This is a genomic window from Paucilactobacillus suebicus DSM 5007 = KCTC 3549 (assembly GCF_001434475.1).
GTDB classification, from domain to species: domain Bacteria; phylum Bacillota; class Bacilli; order Lactobacillales; family Lactobacillaceae; genus Paucilactobacillus; species Paucilactobacillus suebicus.
Genome location: NZ_AZGF01000027.1, coordinates 15,756 through 33,187 on the forward strand (window position 1 = coordinate 15,756; position 17,432 = coordinate 33,187).

Sequence of the window (17,432 nt, forward strand, 5' to 3'; positions counted from 1 at the left end):
GTATTCCAGTTTTATATTAGTGATATATTATTGTTAATAATTGTTCTATGAGAATGCAGACTTTCAGTTAGCACAAGGCGCAATGCATGAAGGTAATCCAGTTTATTCAGTACCAACAATTTGGATGAGGAGCAATTTATTAAAGTTTTAATGAAAATTGGTAACATTCTGTAATTTAGTTGTTAGATATATTTGTAATTTAAACGGTCGATTGCTATAGTTGAGCCGTATTCATTCACCATACAGCAACATGACTAAACTTAGAAAAGAGGTTGGTTGCAATGAATAAAAATCTAGCAATTACTGCCGCCGTTGGTGCAGGCATTGTGGCCTGTAAATTTGCCCCAAGACCAATGAAAGCCATGATTTTAGGAAATCGATCATTATTTGATGCTTCGCGAGAGACATTAAATCCTCAATCACCACTCTTTGGCAAAAAAATTGGTTTTTTAGGATCTTCAATTACTTACGGAGCCGCTTCGCACGGTTCATCTTTTGTTGAGTACTTGCAGGCACGAGACGGCGTCATCCCCACTAAATCTGCTGTTAGTGGCACTACTCTTGCTGGGCATGAGTCTCAAACGTATGTCAGCCGGTTGATTCATGATTTTGACACCAACGATCATTACGATCTGTTTGTTTGTCAGTTATCGACAAACGATGAAAGGTTTGGCAAAGTGATGGGCGCCCACACTCCTGCAAGTCAAACTGGAAACTTTGACACAAATTCGACCCTTGGTGCCATTGAGTTTATCTGCCAATATATTAACGAAAATTTTCATTGCCCAATTTTGTTCTACACTTGCGTTCGTAAAGCGGGCTCATCTTACGGTGATTTAGTAGCCAATTTGGACGAATTACAGCTAAAATGGCACTTTGATATCTTGGATTTATGGTCAAACCCGGTCATAAAATCCCTTAATAAAAGCACTCCCTATGCGATGCTTGACGATGCTCACCCAACCAAATTGGGTTATCAAAAAATCTGGACACCTCTTTTTGAACAAGCCATTGAAAACATGATTGCACATCAAAAAGAGTAACTCGACAGATCACTTGAATTTCACCCATTAAAACGTGTAAAGTATGTATCAATTATTAATGATGTGGAGATGAATATATGACAAAACCAATTGGCTTTCATTTTGATGGCGAGATCAAGCCCGAGCAAAGCAAACAGCAGGTTCAAAAAAATGATCAAATAAAAGGCCCTCAGCAAGCGTCAATCAACGATCAACTAATCAGCTACTTAAAGGCTGAAAACTCAAGTCCCGTTACTGAAACGTTTTCGATTTCAGAACACACACAGCAACGACTGGATAAACTAACCTCTTCTGATACAAAAATTTTAAATAACAAATCGTTGTTAGTTAATTTCGCAATCGATCGTTTGTTGAATGATATTGAAGAAGAATCATTACATTAATAATTAAGATCTAACAAACGTAATTAGCGTCCCATAAACAGTGTCAAAATCATTGATTTAACAAGTCTAAATGTGCACCAAATAGCTATGTTTAGCTATATAAGGCCCTCAATACCTAAAATCCAAATTCAGGATTTTAGGTATTGAGGGCCTTATATTCTGGAAACAAACCATCTTTATTTCCGCTTTTATTTTAACTATGCCGTTTCTTCAACATCTTGATTTTCATCGTTAGTATTCACAACTTCTTTACCAGCAATCTGGTCCAACAACGTATCCATCTGATCAACATCGTCATCACAATCAAAAAGTGCACCGTGATAAATATCTCGAATTGGATCCTTAATGTCGGCAAATTTTGTCTCGAATTTTCGAACCGTATATTCTCCACTTGGTTCAACTAAAAGAATGACGCACGACTTTGCTTCCTTTTTAGCATGCGTAAACGTAATAGGAAAAGCATACTCATCGTAACGAACACCATCATTTGCCGCAGCATGAGCCTTTCTAGCTGTCAAAACGTTTTGAATGTTGGTAACAATCATATCACGTGTCATTTTCTATCAATTCCTTATTCTAAATTAATGTTTTCAACGACTATTAACGTAACATATAATTGCTAAACTCTTCAATGCCTATCAGAATAAATTACAGTTACAAATTCCTTAATAATTTTTCAATTAGATTTACAGAAACTTAGCCAAACAATCGCCAAAAAGCCACAAACTCGGTCTACTATTGAGCCATTCATAAATGAAAGAAGATAATGCATATGACAGTTATTCATAAATCACACTCATACAAACGCCCCATCTTCACATCACTGATTGTCTCAGAAGTACTTCTTGTCAGTTGGCTAATCAAAAGACATCATGCTAAACACACCAAACAATTAGAAGCAAAATCAACGCAAGCATAATTTTTTACACCGTTCATACTCAATGCTATGATGAGTCAGCCTAGAAGATAATAACTACTAAGGAGCTGACCAATATGGCGGAATATGATGACTCAATAAAAAAGCTAACACCACTGCAACGCGAAGTAACCCAAAATGCAGCTACCGAGCGTCCTTTCAGTGGCGAGTATGATAATTTCTATGATCAAGGAATTTACGTCGACGTTGTCAGTGGCGAACCACTATTTTCCTCAACGGATAAATACGACGCGGGTTGTGGTTGGCCTTCCTTTACACACCCAATCAACAAACTCAAAGAAAATCGTGATGAAAGTTTTGGCATGCACAGAATTGAAGTCCGCAGTCCAAAATCACAATCTCACCTTGGTCATGTCTTTAGTGATGGGCCTCAAGATGATGGTGGACTTAGGTATTGTATTAACTCTGCCGCATTGAAATTTATCAAGTATGATGACTTGGACAAATCAGGTTATGGTGAGTACAAACAACTATTTAGCAAATAAAAAAAATCGAGAGGATGATGTGATCCTCCCGATTTTTTTGTTACTTATCACTCTTAGCCTTTTTTCCGCGTTCTTTAATTAGATCTGCCATCGTGGAAATGTCATTTGCTGAAGTCGCAGTATCTCTTAGTTTGACGTTAGGAAAACTTTTAAGTAATCTCCTTTGAACATAGTTTAAGTGGGGTAAGCGCCCTTGCTTATCGTGGGCACGATAATCTACCCATGAACGTTCGGCTTCAATTCTAGAACCTTCATCAGCAACTCTGGTTTTTAATTCAGCTTTCATTGATTCAACAGTTTCACCGATCCGATTGGTGGCAGCACCAAATGCCATCGCGTTAGCAATAGTAAAGCCAAAGTCAAACATGATAATGGCAATTAATAAGATTCCGGCAAAGATTCCATAGTTGGTTGAAAAATGAACTACTATTTTGGAGATCACAGGATGAATAAATTTAATAATAATAACTACACCAAAGCCCCAAAATAGTGAAATTGGCAAGGCAACTCGACCATTCAAATTTAACGGGATTTTACTGTAATCCCACCACCGTGCGTGAAATAATTTTTCCATGAGCCAACTCGTTACGTATTCAATCATCGTAATTAAAATCGCACTCATGACAAACAGCATAGCAATATTTTTTTCAAAAGGTTCTACAACCGCCAGTACTGCCATCATACTGAACCCATATACTGGAACAACCGGACCAATCAAGAAACCAGAGTTGGTCCATTTTCGTTTACGAACACTGACATAGCTACTTTCCCATAACCAGCCAACAACGGAATATGCAAAAAAATACAGTACCCAGACAGCAAACTCCTCTTCCAGATTGATAATTTCAATTTGGTGTGCCATTAAAAATCTCCTCCAGTTAAACGTTCATTGGCTCATGATTAACAATAAATCGCTTTTGTACGACGTTTCCAACTTCATCAAGTGTCAGTGCGAAAATTCCACCATTTTCAGCTCCAGATCTACTACCGGCATCAATTAAGTAGCGAGGAACATCATTCTTATCTGCCTGCATCTTAATAAAACCAATGCCATTTAAAAATTGAACTGGTGTATGCCCTGAAACAATTACTTTTCCCAAATCATTGTGATGCCAGTTATCACTAGAAGCCTCACCATCAAAGAAATAATCGTTACGAATCCACAACAAATCATTCTTTGCTTGTTGCCCTAGTCCTTTACCCCAACGAACTCCAGCATGAACAGCAAATAATTGATTTGCTTCCCAAACAATGGGAAGTTGAGCTAAAAATTTGGTGTAAATACCGAGTTGCTGATCGTTCAGCGCATTGGCAACACCAGCCAGATTAGTCGAATGAATACCTAGGTTACGCCACGTTAGAACTCCACCATTTAACTTCCAAGTTTGATATTCAATCTCATCAAAATTGGCTGTCTGCACCCAAAAGTTGTCATGATTGCCAAGTAAGGCAACATCACCGCACTGATTCACTCGATCCATAATGATATCAAGAACTCTCAATGGTTCAAGTAGCATTGGTATCGTATTCCCATCCACGTAGCGTTCGCTAACTCCATCAATGTAATCACCCAAAAACACAATTTTTGACGACTGAATCGTATCGTCGTCAAGCACGGCAACCAAATCGTCAGCAGCCGAGTGAACATCCCCAATAAACGTATAATTCATCAATTACACTCCCAAACATCAAAATCAAGATCGATTTCGAAGTATTGTAATTCATCACTGCTAGTATATATTAGTGAACGCAGATGGAAAAGACAATTAGCGTGTTTTTAGCGTATTTTGACTGTTTAACACACGAAAACAAGATATGAACTGACGCTGATCAATTCACATCTTGTCATTAAATAATCCCAAAAGTGCCAATTTCTTCTAATGTTAACAATTTCTTTGAGATTTCCAGCAAGCTACCTAGCTCTGTGCATTCAAGACAATTGAAAATTCGATATCCTCTCCAGCTGAGATATGATAAGGCGGTTCAACATCTGCACCCCAGCTATCAATACCGCCGACGCCCCTAATTGCTCCCATAACAGATAAGACTGTTCGTCGTGGCACTGGTAATTCTTCTTGATGTGTCGCTGATTCCAATTCTTCTGACGTGTAAGGTAAGCAGCTAAATGCGAATGGTTGCGCACTCTGGTGAATCTTCAATGAAAATTCATTATCATCAGTATCAGCATTATTTAAAGTTGTTTGTCTGTTAACCAATAGACTCTCAGTGTTCATATGAACGCCACAATCCTGTGGAATCAAATATTTCGTGACGGGTAGGCCATCAACATGAAACTGGCCTTGTTGTGCACCTGCCATCCGATCTGGATAGGTTTCACCAGATAATCCACAATAATCAAAGCTGGTCGCCACAGTTGGCATAACCATCCTAATACCAAATACTGGCAGTTCTGGCAATTGGTCATTGCCGTGATAATACGCCGTTAATTTAATTTCGCCATCATGCTCCACGTGATAATTCATATCAACCGTTGTCTGTGGACTGGTGGCTGTAACGAATGTAAAACAGATATCAACGTCATTGCTAACCTCATCACTTGTATATTGATTATTCACAGGAGCAACCGGTAATTCAATTGGGTGGCCGTTCACAGCTACTTTAATTTTTTGGCATGTTGAAAACATGTCAGCACTGTACCACACAGCAGATTTTTCTGAAAAATGGTTACCACGATCGTTGTCGGTAGTTGCACGCCAAAATAATGGCCGTGGTGTTCGATAAACCCACTCCTTACCATCAATTAGCATTGATTCAAGACCACCAGCTTCATAGCTGAATATATAACGATAATTTAATCCATTTAGACCAAGTGTGCCGTCGCCATAGACGACATGCATCTGTTCTTTAATATTGTCCATAGAAATATTTCACCTCTTGTGCAGCCGGTTTTAATGTTCGATCAGCAAATAGTAGTCCATCACCAGAAAATGAGTAATCAGAGTGACGATCATCGAAATCACCACCGTAGCGTAATACTGGTTTACCGGTAACTTCATCTTTAACTAACAGTGCCTGATCGATAAAGTCCCAAATGAACCCACCCTGATAACTCTCGAAATCGTGAATTAAATCATCATATTCCTTCATTCCGCCGACAGAATTGCCCATGCTATGCATATATTCACAGTTTAAGTAAGGCTTATCCGGATGATTGGTCAGATACTGCCGAATAGCTGCTGGCGAAGCATACATTCTGCTTTCAACATCAGAAATTCGGGACCGATACTCTGGCGTATACACAACTCCCTCATAATGTGTGAGACGAGAATCATCCATATCGTGGTAGTACTGATCCATGGCGGCAATATCATCCCCTGCATAAGATTCATTTCCTAGTGACCAAAATAAAATTGACGGGTGATTTTTCAACAACTCGTAGTTACTACGAGCACGATCCACCACTGCTTCTCGCCACTGTGGCAATGACCCTGGCACATTGTATGAGGGCTCGACTGCTCCCATTTTTTGCCAACTACCATGACTTTCCAAATTATTTTCTGCCATTACATAAATACCGAGTGTATCGCAAAGATGGTACCATTCAATTTGATCCGGATAGTGACACGTTCGCACCGCATTAATATTTAACTTGTCAAAAGTATCGAGATCGTCCAACATATTTTGTTTTGTGATGCATCGACCAGTTTTGTCATTCCACTCATGACGATTAACTCCAGAAATTATTAGCCGTTGATGATTTAGCAAAATAACATTGTTTTTAATTTCCATCTTTCGAAAGCCAAACTGATATGGAATTAACTCTAAAAGATTACCGTTCTCGTCAAAAACGGACAGCGTTAACCGATATAGGTAAGGATTGTTATGAGACCAAAGATGAACATTGGTGATTCTTAAATCGGAAAATTCGATGTGAGTGTCTAAGTCACTAGTTTCATCAAATAATAGTTTACCGTTGGCATCGGCCACTGCTAATTTTACGTTGCCTCCGATAATTGCGGCACTGGCAGTTAATTTAATACCAATATTTAACCTACCAACCGTCAAATTTTCTTCGGTCGTCGGCTTAATGTCTAAATCGTAAATGTGAAATTTGGGTTGAGTTATTAAGCTGACGTCTCTGAAAATACCAAAAAATCTGAAGAAATCCTGGTCTTCAATGTATGAAGCTGAAGAACGTTTAAACACTTCGACCGCCAACTTATTGCCATGAGGCTTCAAGTAATCAGTTATATCAAACTCTGACGGCGTAAAGCTATCCTCAGAGTATCCAATAAATGTTCCGTTAATCCACACATACATCGCCTTATCAACACCTTCAAAGCGTAAAATACACTTTTCATTATTCTCGCGATGAGGTGAATCAAATTGAGTTAAGTACTGCCCAACAGAATTATCGTCATCTTCACTGAAAGGTGCCTGTTGCTTAACATCATCTTTTAGTGATCCAACTGGGCGTCGATAAGTTTTACCCTCCCATGGATACAACGTATTAATGTACTGAATTTGATCAAATCCAGCTAATTCAATATGGCCAGGCACGTTAATTTGTTCAAAGGAAGCGCTATCAAAATCTGACTCAAAAAAATGCCGATTACGAGATTGAGGATCTTTAGCAAAATTAAACTGCCACTGGCCATTCAGACTAGTCACGAAACTACTTTGTTTATTTCCAATCTCTTTTTGATTCAAAAAATGCTGATGATCACTGTGTGCTGCTAATTGGCCAACTCTAAAAATAGTCGGATCATCTAGCCAGCTTAATAATGGTTTCATTGTTAACCTCCAATTATAATTTGTTATGTTATTGTGTTCATTTCATAACTAATGTCTTTGTTTGTCAAGTTGCATCAAGGATCTAAACACTAACCGGTTGAAATTTCATTTTTGCAAAGTTAATTGAATGTTAATTAACCGTTTCCATTACTAATAAATCAGTGTTTACTTCAAATTTGTTGTTTAAAACAATTAACTATTGTGCAATAATATAAGTGATCCCGTATTTACACCATGTATATTTTGGAGGAAACAGTCATGCAACTACCACAGAAAAAAGCTTGGCACCATAGTTCCGAATTTACAGGTCTTACAATCAAACAATTAACGGTTAAACAATCATTAGTTCGCGGTCTCGTTGCTTTCATTATTGGCTCACTAATTATTGCATTTAAAAAAGAATAAGATTAATAAAACGCAAGTATAAAGACGTTTTACTCCCAGTAACAAAAGGCTTTCAAGACTAAAATTTTGAATTTAAATTTTAGTCTTGGAGGCCTTTTGTTGTACGTTTTGACTTGATAAATTAAAACAGTAAATAATTTTGTCAAAGCTATTTTCTAATCTTAGACACACAAAAAGGGATGCCAATAATCAGCAGGTGGCATCCCCACAGAAGTGATATTAATATCACAGGAGGTCATTATACACTTTGAAATGTCAATATTACAGTATTTTTTAAACAATTATGCTTTTTTAGGCTACTAAATAATTTGTAACTAATTTATTCCATTACCTTTAAACGTCTGAACCACCATTTTTCTGACCAAATTAACCGCGTCTTGATTGCCGCGATTATGATCTAATGACCAGATCAAGTAATCAAGAACAATGTCAGTATTAACCTTAATCAAGTAATCCTTTGGCACATCCTCAACTATATTTACCTGGTCAAGTCCATGACTCCACAAGCCGATCAGAATATTCTGCCAATTCCTGAATAAATCCATCTGATCCTCATGAATATTGAGCAACACATTAATTGCTTCACGATCTTCAAGTAGTGGGTTGGTAATCTGGCTAATAGCAAATCGCTGATCATCACTAAAAACAACCTGATTAAATTTTTCACTGGCTAGTACTTTAAATTCTTGCGTATAGCGATCTACAAGCCGATTCAGTAAGTCGTACTTGTCATCATAATGATCATAAAAAGTTGACCTACTAGTCAACGACCTCTCACAAATATCATTGACCGTAATTTGACGAAATGACTTTTTCGTCAATAAAGTCAGTAACGCCTGCTCAATATCACGCCTAGTTTTAATTTTTCGCTTATCTAACATAAAATCAATGCCACCAATTCTATTCGTTTTCCTACAATTATAAACATAATGTTCGAAAACGAACAGTTAAATTAATTTTGAGGTTTTAACTTTGTCCCCTACCTGCTTATAATCGAGTCTGGTTTCAGAAAGGAAGTGAAACATTTTTTGCCCCATCGATTTATTTTATAAACAATCTTAGCATTACTACGATGCCCAGCTTGTTTATGAAACTAATCCATTATTTTAAGTAACAGCATATAAGGGAGAAAGTTATGTTCAAGAATAAATTTTTCGGTTTCGCAATTATTGCGGCCATTTTGTTAACCGTCGTAATGGTGGTTGCACAAATTCCAACTGCCAAGTCTGACTTAAAAGATGTACCTGTCGCAATTGTTAATAACGATCAGGGCAAGGTTGGCAAGCAAATCACCAACCAAATTACCTCATCCAATTCCAAAAAGGCAGTTTTTGACTGGCACGTTGTTAAAAGCACTTCCAAGATGAAGAAAGACATGTCACAACAGCACTATTACGCCGCAATCGTCATTCCCAAAAACTTCTCAGATAATATTTCATCTTTAATTATTCCAAGCGTCTCGCATACAGCAAGTATTAATCTTTACATCAATCAAGCTAAAAACGCCACTTTGTCTTCTTCTATCAAACCAATTTTAACCAGTTTGATCACCAAAATTGGCCAATCAATCGCCACACAAATGATTAGTAATCTAGGTAAAGCAAACATTTCTATTTCTGCCGCCACCGCGGAAAAAATGGAACATCCCATTCAAATCAAAACAACAACACTTCACTCTACTTCAGGATTGTTATCTGCTAATTCTATCTTTTTCCAACCAATTTGGTTAGCAAGTCTTGTTGTCAGCCTGATGCTATTCTACGCGGCGCGCAGCATTCAAACAAAATCGTGGCAACACCATGTATCAACTAAATTGTCACACACGATCGCCAGCGCTGTCATGGCAATTTTGATTGGCTCACTATCGACAATTAATGCCATATGGATTCTTGGCTATCACGCCCACAGTATTTTGCCATTAATGCCTTTCTTGTGCATCACAAGTTTTGCGTTTATCATGCTATTTTCTGGTGTGCTCACTTGGGTTGGTTTCCCCGGCGTCATTTTATTTGCCCTGCTTCTATTCTTCTCTGCCCCGCTAATGGCAATGGCGCCGCAAATGATTCCATCATTCTATCAGCACTGGATTATGCCATGGTTACCAATGAGGTTCTTGTATGAGGGGACAAAGAGCATGTTGTATTACGGTTCTTCTTATTGGAATTCATCGACTAAATCGTTGGTTGTAATTATGCTAGTTGGTTTTATCTTATTTTATGCTGAATCGTTCTTACCAAAACACATTAAATCATCTAAATAGACGACAAAAGTAGTTTAAATGTTGTTTTAATATTTTTTTAACGACGGGGTTACGTATTATTTGACTACAAATTTATATATAACGTACTAAAACAGACAATTTGATCTGCGTTGGCGTTTTATTTTTAAATTTTCTCACTATAATTTACGTTAAATAAATGAGAGGAGATGATAATATGAGAGCACCGTAATTTGAAATAATAATCAGTCGATAATACTATATTTCAACCAACTTGACTTCTCAAGGAGGCTTAATTTGACCGATCATCTTAAAGTTTACTATTATCATTCTTTTAATGATGACTTTATCACCTCTAACCAGCAAGACTTCAAACTTCCTGCCAACTACAAATGGATGCACAACTCAAAAATATATGCCGCTGGCGCCAGATTTTTAGATTGGGTCATCAAAATAATTGCGTTAATATACTGTCGTTGCATTATGCGGATCAAATTTGTTAACACTTCATTACTAAAAAACAACACCGACCATGGCTACTTTATTTATGCGAATCACACCCAGCCGCAAGCGGACGCATTTATTCCATTTCAATTAAATCTATTTAAGTCTACTTCAATTATCGTCTCTCCCGCGAACCTGGGCATTCCAATTATTGGCCGATTACTACCAATGGCCGGTGCGACACCGATTCCGTCAAATTTACACCAAATGAAGGATTTTATTAGTGCCATCAATTATCAAATTGCTGACAAAAAGCAAGTAGTGATTTACCCCGAAGCTCATGTTTGGCCCTACTACACTGATATTCGACCATTGCCACTATCGGCATTTCACTACCCAGTTACTCAGCATTCATCAAGCTATTGCATGACCACAACTTATCAAAGGCCAAAAAGGTCCGGTGATCGTCCTCAAATTACCGTTTACTTGGACGGACCATTTAAGCCAAAACAAGCTCTAAGCCCCAAACAACAACAAATTGATTTACGCAATCAAATCTTCAGTCAAATGAAAAAGCGCAGCAGTTATAGTAACTACCAAGCAATTCAGTATGAACGGAGGTAATCAACATGAACATTGTTTATTGCGGCGATAATCAAATGACTAACGGTCTGACAATTTCAGTACTTTCACTAATCAAGCACACTCGTAGTCAACTAAATATTTTCATCATCACTTCAGACTATCAAGTTAATAATCATCATTACAAATCAATTGATCAATATTCCATCTCAAAACTAGATCAATTGGTGAAAACAGTTAACCAAAATAGTCATGTTATTCAAATTGATATATCTGAAATTTTCACTCGCAATTTACCAGTTGCGAACCTACAAACAATTTTCACACCAAACTGTATGTTAAGACTTTATCTGGATTTAATTCCTCAATTGCCATCAAAACTACTTTATCTCGACACTGACATTATCTGTCACCAGGATTTCACCGAACTTTATAACCAAGATATTGATGGTCATGAATTACTCGGCGTCTTAGATCACTACGGCAAATGGGTCTTTCATAATCAGTTGCATACTTTCGACTATATTAATTCGGGGATGTTGCTACTAAACATGACCGAGATAAAAAAAACTGACTTATTTCAAAGATGCCGTGAAATGTGTACAGATCACAAAATGTTTATGCCTGATCAATCTGCCATCAATAAACTAAGCCAGTCTAAATTAATCGTTGATCATCGCTTTAATGAGCAACACAAATTAAGTAATGACACTGTTTTCCAGCATTTCACTACTAGCTTTAGGTTCTATCCATGGATTCATACTCAAACAGTTAAACCATGGCAAATTGATGAAGTTCATCAAACATTAAACATTCACGAATATGATGATATCTTTGCGGAATATAAGAAATTAAATGTGTAAAGGAGGATTAAGCTTATGGCTAATCAAAAAGCAATTCCAATTTTCTTTGCCGTCAATGATCGTTACGCAGCAGCGCTAGCAGTCGCTCTAAAGTCACTCATTATCAACGCCGATCAATCACGCCAATATCAAATCATTGTACTTTATCAAGAGCTATCATCTACAAATCAACGTAGGATTGGTAAATTGGCACAAAAAAACGTCGCAATTCAATTCTTTCCACTACAAACAGGCTTTGATGCGCAATTTGATAACGATCAAAATACTTTGCGAGCAGACTACCGTACTTTAACCATTTATTATCGATTGTTTATTGCCGATATGTTCCCTCAATATGATAAAGCAATTTATCTTGATGCAGACATCATCGTCACTGGCGATATTTCATCACTATTTGATAAAAACATTGATAATAATCTCATGGGGGCAGTTAATGATCGTTTCATTGCCCTTGACCCAAATGGCTCCAGTTACGCTAGAGAAGCAATTGGTGTTGACGGATCCTTGTATGTTAATTCGGGTGTCCTACTACTCAATCTCGATGAAATCCGCCAATTCAACCTTAGTGGCCGTTTTCTAGACCTACTCAGAAGATTTCATTTTGATACAATTGCGCCTGATCAAGATTATCTGAATGCCATCTGTCAGGATAGAATCTTTCAACTAGATCCAGCATGGAACTACCAAACAGCGGTCTTAGATGATAGTGTTACTGACATTCAAATTATTCATTTTAATTTATTCAATAAGCCTTGGCATTACCAAGATGCACCATTCAACGATTTGTTTTGGAACTACGCCTCAAAAACTACTTATTTAGACGATTTACGAGATCAACTGAATAACTTTTCAGCCAAAAACATTCACGCAGGCTTGCATAAGCAAGCCAAAATAATCCAGAAAGCAGGTCAAATTGCTCATCACAAATTAACGTTAAATAGCGTTATCAGAGTGGAGATGATTTAATGATCTTAAAAAGTCCAAGATTACCAGTCATTAACAACATTAAAACAGCAGTCTCACAGCAACAGTTCAATCAAAAAGTCGAAGTTGGAGATCCGAAACTCTCAAATAACCAAGCAAAAGAACTTATTAATTCCTTTGAGACACGACATAATTCACTGTTATTTAGGTTCAACACTTCAATTGCGCGAACTATTTCATCCTCCTTAACTTACTACTACAACCGTAATACTGATATCAGCGGATTAGAAAAAATTAAGTCAATTACCGGCGGTGCAATCGTAACTAGCAACCACTTTAGTCCGATCGAAAATACCGCCATTAGAAAAGTGATTGCTCACTCTAATATGCACCGTCTGTACGTTGTTAGTCAGTTAACCAATCTGGCCATGCCAGGATTTCTCGGATACATGATGAACTACGATGACTTGATTCCAATCTCGTCAGATATTCATTACATGGGCCATGACTTTGAGTCAATGATGAATGATATATTGAGCAAAGGTCATCCAATTCTAATCTATTCTGAACAAGAAATGTGGTTCAACTATCGTAAGCCTCGTCCACCAATGCGCGGAGCGTACTACTACGCGGCTAAATTTAACGTGCCAATTATCTCCTGCTTCGTAGAAATCATTGATACTAATAAAGCTGACGAACAAAACTTTAACATGACAAAATTTCACGTTCACGTCCTTGACCCAATTTATCCCGATCAAAAACTCTCTGTGCGTGAAAATAGCATCGCTATGATGAACCACGATTTCGAACAAAAAAAGCAAGCATATGAGCGAATCTATCATCAAAAACTGACCTATCAATTCCGACCAACCGATATTGCCGGATGGCAGTCAAACAAGATGTAACAGTTATAGAAACCAAGTTGAAATCATCTTGGTTTCTTTTTATTTAGTTCGACAAACACTTCATTTGGGACCATCAAAAAGTTTTAGATAACAAAATTAATACAACTCTGATTTTAGCTTGAAACGAGAGAATTCGTGTAGTTAAATTGGGGATGAAATTTGTTAATTAACGCTAATGACATTGATAATTGCATTCTGCAAAAAGAGAGCTTGAAGGTGTTTAAAACATGCCAGATGATGAAATAACCGCACACATTCATCCAAAAAATACGATCAGTTTTATAATGACTTATTGGATAACCAACTTCAGGGACAAATTGTTGATTGGTTCTTTTTAGATATGGATTATCAAAAAAATACTTCTAACAAGGCCGTCAATCAGCGACAACCGGCACTAACCTTATTTGAAGATACTCTGGAAGTCCTAATCATCAAAAATCTGGAAGAATTCAAACATGGCATGTCTCAAACTCGTGTCAACCAATTAAAATCATTTTTTTGCATGAGCTTATCAATTAGAATAAATGAATATATTGCTAACAATATTGATGACTTTCAATTATTGCCAACGCCTCAATTAGTTAAAATCATAGAAATTGAAATAATGAGCTATCTAAACTGGCTTAGTACTAAATCCACTTACAAATTTTCTGCATCATTTAGCCTGACGACAGCCACCATCTTGCAGCAAGTTCATCAACTAGCAACAATAATGCAATATCTGCTGATCGCTGATTATCATATTAATAATTACCGCAAGAAAATTAAGATTAATGCAATCCATGACCTAATTGAGAATAACCATTCTGAATCGATAATTTTTTCTGATTTTCCAAATTGGTTGAATTCATTAGGTATTAGAGTTGCGATTAACTACGAAAGCCATCAGTTATATTTTGAAGTATTAAATGTACTAAAAAAGAACTGTTAACAGATTTGGTCTTAAATAAGGGCGTCCCTATTCAAAATAGCATGACTATTTACGAGATGATGAATAATTACATTCAAGAACTCAACTTTGATCTCAGCAACCGGATGGAAATAATTGCCTTTAATTTTTTTAATACGACTGACAAAGGTAAACAGACAGATATTATTTTCAGGACCATTAGCACCATTGAATATCGTTTTAAATCTGATCAATTCAAGTGGATTACACCTCTGTACCCATTTAGAAATGATTCAGAATCGTTGTTTGCACAAAAGATTAAGCAGTTAATTGATTTTGTACCTTAAAAAGCGATGTTAGTTTTTTTAAACTAACATCGCTTTTTTGAATTATATTTTAAAATGAAATAATTCTACGCAACCTTTTTAGCTTCCGATTTACGAACAATTGCACGTTGATTAAGTTCGTTGACGGTTAGTTGATCTTGCTTATCAAAATCCTTGATTGCAACTAGTATAGAGTTCTCATATACTTTTTCTACTTCTCCAGAAAAGTCATGCTCTAACGAGCCGAATTTCTTGCATGTAACTTTGTCGCCAATTTCAAATTCAGTCATTCATTTCACCTCATAGAATTAATCATGTAATATTAACAAATATCCGTCCGTTATGCAATACAGACACTCATTATGCAAACACTTTTTTAGTGCGACGTCCTGAAACGGCTCGTAACTCACCAGACATAATCTCGCTAATGTGATCTTTCTCGTCACCATCGGCTTCTTCAACCATAGCCTTCATCCGTTCTAATTTGTGAAGATGCTTAATTGCGGCGACGTAAGAGCCAACTAACACGGCTACTGAACCTACCCAGGCTAATGGATTAGCGAAGCATGCCCCAGCATAACCAAAGTTAGCCGCTAGCACCAGTGCTGAAAATGACCGCATCACAAGTTCCGCGGTACCGGCCACCGTTGGTACAACACTTTGGCCAAGGCCTTGAAGAGTATACCTAATAATAAACAAGATAGCTAAAATCCAATACGAACTACCAACAATATTGAAATAAACCTGCGTTAATTTTAAAACCGCTGGTGACTGATTGCCAATAAACAGCATAACCATATGTTGACCGAATAAAATAATCAAGAAGCCGACCACAATACTAAAAGCAACCGATGCAAATAATGATTGACGGACACCCTTGATAATTCGTTCATATTGACCAGCACCGATATTTTGGGCAGTAAATGTTGCCATGGTGATTCCGAATGACATCATTGGTAAACTTGCCAGCTGATCAATCTTAGTTGCCGATGTGGTAGCAGCCACAGATGTTGTTCCCAGACCGTTCAGTGCTGACTGCATGAAGATACTGCCAATAGCGATAATTGAAGATTGAAATGCCATTGGAAAACCGAATCTTGCATGGACTGCCATTTCTTTGAAGACGCCTTTAAAGTCAGACAAGTGAACTTGCAGTAAAGGAATTCGACGATAGATGTAGATAACACATAAAAGGCTCGAAATAACTTGTGAAATAACCGTTGCCCATCCGGCACCAGCCACTCCCCAATGAAATACAAGAATAAACAGCAATTCAAGAGCAACGTTCACAATAGTTCCGATAATTAAGAACCACAACGGCGTTTTTGAATCACCAAGCGCGCGAATTTCATTAGATAACAGGTTAAATGCCATTGAAGCAAAAATACCTGTAAAGATAATCGAAATGAATTTACGTGCATCCCCATAAATATCGGCAGGAGTGCTCATCAGATGCATAATCGGATCAAGGAATATTAAGCTGATCGCAGTTAAAGCAATTGTCACAAAGATGCTCATCACAATGCTTGTGGCAAAGCTCTTGCGAACACCGCGATAGTCACGTGAACCACGACGTTGTGCGGTAACAATTGAAAAGCCAGCCGTTAACCCTGTAGCAAATCCAATAATCAGGTAGTTAAGGCTTCCAGTCGAACCCACTGCTGCTAATGCATCAACACCCAGTGTTTGACCGACTATCAGAACGTCAGTAAAATTGTATAATTGCTGAAATAAGTTACCTATAAATAATGGTAGTGTGAACCAGAGAATGAGTTTGAGTGGATTGCCTTGTGTAAGATCTCGCATCTTTGCACTTCCTTCCGTTTGTTTTTAATTTCGTTTTAAGCACAATGCTATGAAGTTTACGACCATTAGAATGAAAATGCAAGGTAATTGCTAATATTTCTCAAAATATTGTTATGTAGGCGTTTTCGTGGATCTAAACATGCTAAAATTAAGTTATTATTTAACTATTGAATAACTTAAGGAGATCCTTTGAATGCTTGTTTTATTCTATTTAATTGTTTGTACATTACTAGCTATCACCGTGGGACTCGGACTATCTGCTGGTACGCAAAAAAAGGTTAAAACATGGCTAGTTGTCAGCCGTGCTTTATACCTATTTCTATTAATTCTTGTGAGCATTCGGTTTTTTTACCTTGTGCCAGTTTCACCGATTTCTGCCACGATTAAGGTGGTCATGACGATTCTTTTTGTCTTATGTATCGAAATTGCCTACACAAAAAAAGGTTCTACAATATTTGGTACTGATA

General features: G+C 37.3%; 19 protein-coding genes and 1 pseudogene. 12 read left to right on the top strand and 8 right to left on the bottom strand.

Annotated features, from left to right (window positions below; all coding sequences use genetic code 11):
- Nucleotides 1-281 precede the first annotated feature (281 nt).
- Complete coding sequence (locus tag FD16_RS09655; protein ID WP_010623133.1) at nt 282-1,043, top strand: SGNH/GDSL hydrolase family protein; 762 nt, start codon at nt 282-284, stop codon at nt 1,041-1,043.
- Between the two features lie 77 nt (nt 1,044-1,120).
- Complete coding sequence (locus FD16_RS09660) at nt 1,121-1,426, top strand: hypothetical protein (RefSeq protein WP_010623132.1); 306 nt, start codon at nt 1,121-1,123, stop codon at nt 1,424-1,426.
- A gap of 197 nt (nt 1,427-1,623) precedes the next feature.
- Here the strand turns inward: FD16_RS09660 and FD16_RS09665 are convergent, their stop codons facing one another.
- Nucleotides 1,624-1,983 (bottom strand): hypothetical protein, encoded by a 360-nt coding sequence (locus FD16_RS09665; RefSeq protein WP_010623131.1) that lies wholly within the window; start codon nt 1,981-1,983, stop codon nt 1,624-1,626.
- Nucleotides 1,984-2,419: 436 nt separating this feature from the next.
- Between FD16_RS09665 and msrB the strand changes: the two genes are divergently transcribed.
- Nucleotides 2,420-2,848 carry a peptide-methionine (R)-S-oxide reductase MsrB gene (gene msrB / locus FD16_RS09670; RefSeq protein ID WP_010623130.1) on the top strand — a complete coding sequence of 143 codons (429 nt, stop codon included), beginning with the start codon at nt 2,420-2,422 and terminating at the stop codon, nt 2,846-2,848.
- Between the two features lie 40 nt (nt 2,849-2,888).
- On the opposite strand, the gene FD16_RS09675 is transcribed toward msrB, so the two are convergent.
- From FD16_RS09675 to FD16_RS09690, 4 genes are all read right to left on the bottom strand, one after another.
- Nucleotides 2,889-3,710 (bottom strand): putative ABC transporter permease, encoded by an 822-nt coding sequence (locus FD16_RS09675; protein WP_010623129.1) that lies wholly within the window; start codon nt 3,708-3,710, stop codon nt 2,889-2,891.
- 16 nt (nt 3,711-3,726) lie between these two features.
- Entirely contained in the window at nt 3,727-4,518 is a 792-nt protein-coding gene (locus tag FD16_RS09680; RefSeq protein ID WP_010623128.1) for a metallophosphoesterase, read from the bottom strand.
- A gap of 246 nt (nt 4,519-4,764) precedes the next feature.
- Complete coding sequence (locus tag FD16_RS09685; protein WP_010623127.1) at nt 4,765-5,727, bottom strand: beta-galactosidase small subunit; 963 nt, start codon at nt 5,725-5,727, stop codon at nt 4,765-4,767.
- Nucleotides 5,714-7,603 (bottom strand): glycoside hydrolase family 2 TIM barrel-domain containing protein, encoded by a 1,890-nt coding sequence (locus FD16_RS09690; protein ID WP_010623126.1) that lies wholly within the window; start codon nt 7,601-7,603, stop codon nt 5,714-5,716. Before FD16_RS09690 ends, FD16_RS09685 begins: the two co-directional genes overlap by 14 nt.
- A 258-nt stretch (nt 7,604-7,861) precedes the next feature.
- Here FD16_RS09690 and FD16_RS12800 point away from each other — a divergent pair, with 258 nt between their 5' ends.
- Nucleotides 7,862-8,008 (top strand): hypothetical protein, encoded by a 147-nt coding sequence (locus FD16_RS12800; protein WP_155804425.1) that lies wholly within the window; start codon nt 7,862-7,864, stop codon nt 8,006-8,008.
- A gap of 314 nt (nt 8,009-8,322) precedes the next feature.
- Here the strand turns inward: FD16_RS12800 and FD16_RS09695 are convergent, their stop codons facing one another.
- Nucleotides 8,323-8,889, bottom strand: coding sequence for a TetR/AcrR family transcriptional regulator (locus FD16_RS09695; protein ID WP_010623125.1), 567 nt, complete (start codon nt 8,887-8,889; stop codon nt 8,323-8,325).
- Nucleotides 8,890-9,143: 254 nt separating this feature from the next.
- On the opposite strand from FD16_RS09695, the gene FD16_RS09700 reads away from it, so the two are divergent.
- The 7 genes from FD16_RS09700 to FD16_RS09730 all read left to right on the top strand — a co-directional run bounded on the left by FD16_RS09700 (nt 9,144) and on the right by FD16_RS09730 (nt 15,180).
- A complete protein-coding gene (locus FD16_RS09700; RefSeq protein WP_010623124.1) occupies nt 9,144-10,268 on the top strand; it encodes a YhgE/Pip domain-containing protein in 1,125 nt (374 codons plus the stop codon).
- A gap of 255 nt (nt 10,269-10,523) precedes the next feature.
- A complete protein-coding gene (locus FD16_RS09705) occupies nt 10,524-11,294 on the top strand; it encodes a lysophospholipid acyltransferase family protein (RefSeq protein WP_010623123.1) in 771 nt (256 codons plus the stop codon).
- 5 nt (nt 11,295-11,299) lie between these two features.
- Entirely contained in the window at nt 11,300-12,115 is an 816-nt protein-coding gene (locus tag FD16_RS09710; RefSeq protein ID WP_010623122.1) for a glycosyltransferase family 8 protein, read from the top strand.
- A gap of 15 nt (nt 12,116-12,130) precedes the next feature.
- On the top strand, nt 12,131-13,081 hold the full coding sequence (locus tag FD16_RS09715; RefSeq protein ID WP_010623121.1) for a glycosyltransferase family 8 protein: 951 nt from the start codon (nt 12,131-12,133) through the stop codon (nt 13,079-13,081).
- A complete protein-coding gene (locus FD16_RS09720; RefSeq protein WP_010623120.1) occupies nt 13,081-13,944 on the top strand; it encodes a lysophospholipid acyltransferase family protein in 864 nt (287 codons plus the stop codon). Before FD16_RS09715 ends, FD16_RS09720 begins: the two co-directional genes overlap by 1 nt.
- Nucleotides 13,945-14,236: 292 nt before the next feature.
- The gene (locus FD16_RS09725; protein ID WP_029508442.1) at nt 14,237-14,875 is read left to right on the top strand and encodes a hypothetical protein; all 639 of its coding nucleotides are present in this window, start codon (nt 14,237-14,239) and stop codon (nt 14,873-14,875) included.
- A 56-nt stretch (nt 14,876-14,931) separates the two neighbouring features.
- Nucleotides 14,932-15,180 (top strand): hypothetical protein, encoded by a 249-nt coding sequence (locus FD16_RS09730; RefSeq protein WP_155804422.1) that lies wholly within the window; start codon nt 14,932-14,934, stop codon nt 15,178-15,180.
- A gap of 71 nt (nt 15,181-15,251) precedes the next feature.
- On the opposite strand, the pseudogene FD16_RS09735 reads toward FD16_RS09730, so the two are convergent.
- Nucleotides 15,252-15,449: pseudogene (locus FD16_RS09735) on the bottom strand (DUF2187 domain-containing protein); the annotation flags it as partial.
- A 70-nt stretch (nt 15,450-15,519) separates the two neighbouring features.
- Nucleotides 15,520-16,965, bottom strand: a complete 1,446-nt coding sequence (locus FD16_RS09740; protein ID WP_010623116.1) for an MATE family efflux transporter — start codon at nt 16,963-16,965, stop codon at nt 15,520-15,522.
- Nucleotides 16,966-17,158: 193 nt separating this feature from the next.
- Between FD16_RS09740 and FD16_RS09745 the strand changes: the two genes are divergently transcribed.
- A partial coding sequence (locus FD16_RS09745) for a hypothetical protein (RefSeq protein WP_056938552.1) occupies nt 17,159-17,432 on the top strand: 274 nt, incomplete at its 3' end.

What these genes read in the sequence shown, in the direction of transcription:
- FD16_RS09655 (WP_010623133.1), top strand. Translation starts at nt 282, where the DNA reads ATGAATAAAAATCTAGCAATTACTGCCGCCGTTGGTGCAGGCATTGTG.
- FD16_RS09740 (WP_010623116.1), bottom strand. Translation starts at nt 16,965, where the DNA reads ATGCGAGATCTTACACAAGGCAATCCACTCAAACTCATTCTCTGGTTC.
- FD16_RS09695 (WP_010623125.1), bottom strand. Translation starts at nt 8,889, where the DNA reads ATGTTAGATAAGCGAAAAATTAAAACTAGGCGTGATATTGAGCAGGCG.
- FD16_RS09715 (WP_010623121.1), top strand. Translation starts at nt 12,131, where the DNA reads ATGGCTAATCAAAAAGCAATTCCAATTTTCTTTGCCGTCAATGATCGT.
- FD16_RS09675 (WP_010623129.1), bottom strand. Translation starts at nt 3,710, where the DNA reads ATGGCACACCAAATTGAAATTATCAATCTGGAAGAGGAGTTTGCTGTC.
- FD16_RS09685 (WP_010623127.1), bottom strand. Translation starts at nt 5,727, where the DNA reads ATGGACAATATTAAAGAACAGATGCATGTCGTCTATGGCGACGGCACA.
- FD16_RS09665 (WP_010623131.1), bottom strand. Translation starts at nt 1,983, where the DNA reads ATGACACGTGATATGATTGTTACCAACATTCAAAACGTTTTGACAGCT.
- FD16_RS09660 (WP_010623132.1), top strand. Translation starts at nt 1,121, where the DNA reads ATGACAAAACCAATTGGCTTTCATTTTGATGGCGAGATCAAGCCCGAG.
- msrB (WP_010623130.1), top strand. Translation starts at nt 2,420, where the DNA reads ATGGCGGAATATGATGACTCAATAAAAAAGCTAACACCACTGCAACGC.
- FD16_RS09700 (WP_010623124.1), top strand. Translation starts at nt 9,144, where the DNA reads ATGTTCAAGAATAAATTTTTCGGTTTCGCAATTATTGCGGCCATTTTG.
- FD16_RS09690 (WP_010623126.1), bottom strand. Translation starts at nt 7,603, where the DNA reads ATGAAACCATTATTAAGCTGGCTAGATGATCCGACTATTTTTAGAGTT.
- FD16_RS12800 (WP_155804425.1), top strand. Translation starts at nt 7,862, where the DNA reads ATGCAACTACCACAGAAAAAAGCTTGGCACCATAGTTCCGAATTTACA.
- FD16_RS09710 (WP_010623122.1), top strand. Translation starts at nt 11,300, where the DNA reads ATGAACATTGTTTATTGCGGCGATAATCAAATGACTAACGGTCTGACA.
- FD16_RS09730 (WP_155804422.1), top strand. Translation starts at nt 14,932, where the DNA reads ATGATGAATAATTACATTCAAGAACTCAACTTTGATCTCAGCAACCGG.
- FD16_RS09680 (WP_010623128.1), bottom strand. Translation starts at nt 4,518, where the DNA reads ATGAATTATACGTTTATTGGGGATGTTCACTCGGCTGCTGACGATTTG.
- FD16_RS09720 (WP_010623120.1), top strand. Translation starts at nt 13,081, where the DNA reads ATGATCTTAAAAAGTCCAAGATTACCAGTCATTAACAACATTAAAACA.